Source organism: Streptomyces sp. NPDC058008 (genome assembly GCF_042886395.1).
In the GTDB taxonomy this organism is placed as follows: Bacteria; Actinomycetota; Actinomycetes; order Streptomycetales; family Streptomycetaceae; genus Streptomyces.
Map to the genome: position 1 here is coordinate 1 of NZ_JBHVQX010000068.1, position 4,064 is coordinate 4,064.

1 protein-coding gene is annotated in these 4,064 nt (G+C 73.4%); it reads right to left on the reverse strand.

Annotated features, from left to right (window positions below; genetic code table 11):
* The coding region (locus ACFVS9_RS34065) for a beta-ketoacyl synthase N-terminal-like domain-containing protein (protein WP_389938880.1) at window positions 1-3,953 on the reverse strand (3,953 nt) is incomplete at its 3' end.
* Window positions 3,954-4,064: the final 111 nt, after the last annotated feature.

Genomic DNA, 4,064 nt, shown 5'->3' on the forward strand with positions numbered 1-4,064 from the left:
CCCGACACCACAGGCACCCACCGCTCCCAACCCACCCCATACAACGGCCCACCCACCAACGAACCCACCGACACCGACCGCAACACCAACTCGTCGATGGCCAGCACGGGGACGCCGAGGTCGTCGGCGACCCTGACCCGCACGGTGTTCTCGCCGGCCGGTGTCAGGCGGACCCGCACCGACCGGGCACCGGTGGCCCACTGCCGGACCCCCGACCACGAGGCCGGGAGCAGCGGCCCGGCCGGTGCCAGGCGCTGGAGCCAGGCGTGCCAGACCGCGTCGAGCAGCACGGACTCCGGATCGGCTCCGTCCACGGCCTCCTCGGGGAGCAGGACGTCGGCGAACACCTCGTCGTCACGGTGCCAGGCCGCCCGCAGCCCTTGGTGCTCCGGGCCGTAGGCGTGACCGCGTTCGAACAGCTCGTCGTAGAAGTACTCGACGTCGACGGCCGTGGCTCCGGACGGCGGCCACTCCCCCGCCAGTTCGGTGAAGGCCTCCTGGTCCGGCCGGGCCTCCGCGGGGTCGAGCAGCCCCTGGGCCAGCCGCGTCCATCCGGCTTCGGGGAGGTCCTCCGGCTGCGCGTGGACGGTCAGTTCCCGGCGGCCCTGGTCGTCCGGGGCGCCGGCCATCACCTGCACCCGGACGGCGCCCGCCGCCTCCAGGGTGAGCGGGTTCTCCACCTCGAGGTGCGCGACCGTACCGCAGCCGAGGTGCCGGGCCGTGTGCAGCGCCCAGCCGAGCAGGTCCCCTCCCGGCAGCAGAGCGGTGCCCTGCACGGTGTGTTCGGCACGGTGGGATCCGTCGGCGGCCGCGAGCCGCCCGGTGAACAGGACCGTGTCGGTGCCGGCGGGGGTGACCGCGGCCGTCAGCAGACGGTGGTCGGTGGGTTCGAGACCGGCGTCACGCACGTCGCCGGACGTCGGCGGGGCCTGGAGCCAGTACCGCTCGCGCTGGAAGGCGTACGTCGGCAGGTCCACCGGTCGCGGGGAGACGGGTGCCAGAGCGGACCAGTCCACCCCCAGGCCCCGGGTCCAGAGGGTGGCCGCCGATCGCAGCAGCGCACCGGGCTCGTCCTGTTCGCGCCGCAGCGAGCCCACGGCGACCACCTCGTCCGCACCGGCGGCGAGCGCGATGTCCTCGACCGCGGCCGCCACCACGGGGTGCGGGCTCACCTCGACGAACGTGTCCACGCCCTGTTCCACCAGCGTGGCCACCACGTCGGCGAACCGTACGGGCTTGCGGAGGTTGCGGTACCAGTAGGCGGCGCCGGCCTCGGGGCCCTCCATCGGCTCCCCGGTGACCGTGGAGTGCCAGAGGATCTGTGCGTGGCCGGCGATGACCTCACCGAGTTCGTCGGCCAGCCTGTCCCGCAGGAGTTCGACCTGCGGGGAGTGCGACGGGTAGTTCACCGGGATGCGCCGTGCGCGGGCGCCTTCCGCCTTGCACCCTTCGAGGACGTTCAGCAGCGGCTCCTCGTCACCGGCGAGGACCACGGCCGACGGCCCGTTGACCGCGGCCACGGTGACCGTTCCCGGTTCGCCCGCGTAGCTCTCGATCAGCTCCTCGGCGCGTTCGGCGGATACCGCGAGCGACGCCATGCCACCGCGGCCGGCCAGCCCGTCCGCGATCACCGCGCTGCGGGTCACGACGATCCGCGCCGCCTCCGACAGCGAGAGCACGCCCGCGACGTGGGCGGCGGCGATCTCACCCTGCGAGTGGCCCACCACCACCGAGGGGGTGATGCCGGCCGCGCGCCACACCTGGGCGAGCGAGACCATGACAGCCCACAGCACGGGCTGCACCACGTCGACCCGCCGCAGCACCTCTTCGTCCCGCAGCGCCTCGAACAGGTCCCACCCGACGAAGGCGGAGAGTTCCGTCCCACAGTGGGCCATCGCTTCGGCGAACACCGGCGAGGAGTCCAGCAGCCCGAGCGCCATGCCCGTCCACTGGGCGCCCTGCCCGGGGAAGACGAACGCCACCCGTGCGCCGGGGCGGACCGTGCCGGAGATCACCTCCGGCGGGTACGGCTCCTGCCGGAGGAGGTCGCCGAGCCGTTCGGCGAATCCGGGAGAGTCCGGTGCCAGTACCACCGCCCGGTGGTCGAACACCGCCCGGGTCCCGGTCAGGGCCGCCGCCGTGGCCGCCACGTCGACGCCCCCGGCCGCGTAGTCGCGCAGTCGTTCGGCCTGGCCGCGCAGGGCGCCGGGCGTCTTGGCGGAGAGCACCCAGGGCAGGACCCCGCCCGCCACCACCGGTTCGTCGTACGCCTCTTCGTCCGGGGCCTGTTCCAGGATGACGTGGGCGTTGGTGCCGCTGATCCCGAACGACGACACCGCCGCGCGGCGCGGCCGCTCGGCCGTCCCCGGCCAGTCACGCGCCTCGGTCGCCAGCTCGACGGCACCGGCCGACCAGTCGACGTGCTTGCTGGGCTCCTCCACGTGCAGGGTCGCGGGGACCGTGCCGTGCCGCAGCGCCAGGACCATCTTGATCACACCGGCCACACCGGCCGCCGCCTGGGTGTGCCCGATGTTCGACTTCACCGAGCCCAGGAGCACGGGCCGGCCCTCCGGGCGGTCCTGGCCGTAGGTGGCGAGCAGCGCCTGGGCCTCGATCGGGTCACCCAGCGACGTCCCCGTGCCGTGCGCCTCCACGACGTCCACGTCGCTCGACGCGACCCCCGCGTTGGCCAGCGCCTGACGGATCACACGTTGCTGCGAGGGCCCGTTCGGCGCGGTCAGTCCGTTGGACGCGCCGTCCTGGTTCACCGCCGAGCCCCGTACGACGGCGAGCACCCGGTGACCGTTGCGGCGCGCGTCGGAGAGCCGCTCCACCAGCAGGACGCCGGCGCCCTCGGACACTCCCATGCCGTCCGCGGCCGTCGAGAACGCCTTGCAGCGGCCATCGGCGGCGAGCCCGCGCTGCCGGGTGAACTCGGCGAAGATCGTCGGTGTCGCCATGACGGTCACCCCGCCCGCGAGGGCGAGGTCGCACTCACCGCGCTGAAGGGCGCTGACCGCCATGTCCAGGGCCACCAGGGAGGACGAGCACGCCGTGTCGACGGTGACCGCGGGCCCCTCGAAGCCGAGGGTGTAGGCCACCCGGCCGGTCGCGACGCTTCCCGCGTTGCCGCTGCTGAGGAAGCCGGCGATGTTCTCCGGAACAGAGGTCAGCCGGGCCGAGTAGTCGTGGTACATCAGACCTGAGAACACGCCCGTGCGGCTGCCCCGCAGAGCGGTCGCGTCGATGCCGGCCCGCTCGATCGCCTCCCAGGAGAGCTCCAGCAGCAGCCGGTGCTGGGGGTCCATGGCGACGGCCTCGCGCGGCGCCACGCCGAAGAACCCGGCGTCGAAGTCGGCGATCCCGTCGAGGAACCCGCCCTTGTCCACCAGCGAGCTTCCGAGCCGCTCCCCGGTCGGGTCGAACAGTCCGTCCAGGGCCCAGCCCCGGTCGGTGGGGAAGTCGCCAAGACCCTCGCCCCCGCTGTCGAGCATGGACCACAGGTCCTCGGGAGACGTCACACCACCGGGGAACCGGCAGCTCATGCCGACGATCGCGATCGGCTCGTCGGACGTCGACACCGGTCGCACGGCGAGGTCCGTACCGGATGCCGCACCCTCCAGGACCGACTTGAGGTGAGCGGCCAGGGAGGCCGGCGTCGGGTAGTCGAACACCAGGGTCACGGGCAGCCGCACCCCGGTGATCTCGTCCAGCCGGTTGCGCAGTTCGACCGCGGTCAGTGAGTCGAAGCCGAGGTCCTTGAACGCCCGGTCGGCCGCGACGGCGCCTTCTCCGCCGTGCCCGAGTACCTGGGCGGCCTGAGCGCGGACGACCTCGACCAGCAGCGCGTCCCGGTCCTCGGCGGCGGCCTCCGCGAACCGCTCGCGCCAGCCCTGTGCCTCTCCCCGGCCTCCGGTGGTGCGGCGTGGGGGTTTGCGTACCAGCCCCCGCAACAGAGCCGGAACCTCACCACCCTCACGCAACCCCACCAGATCCAACCCGACCGGCACCGAATGCCCCACACCCGAAGCCAACGCCCGATCGAACAACGCCAACCCCTCCCC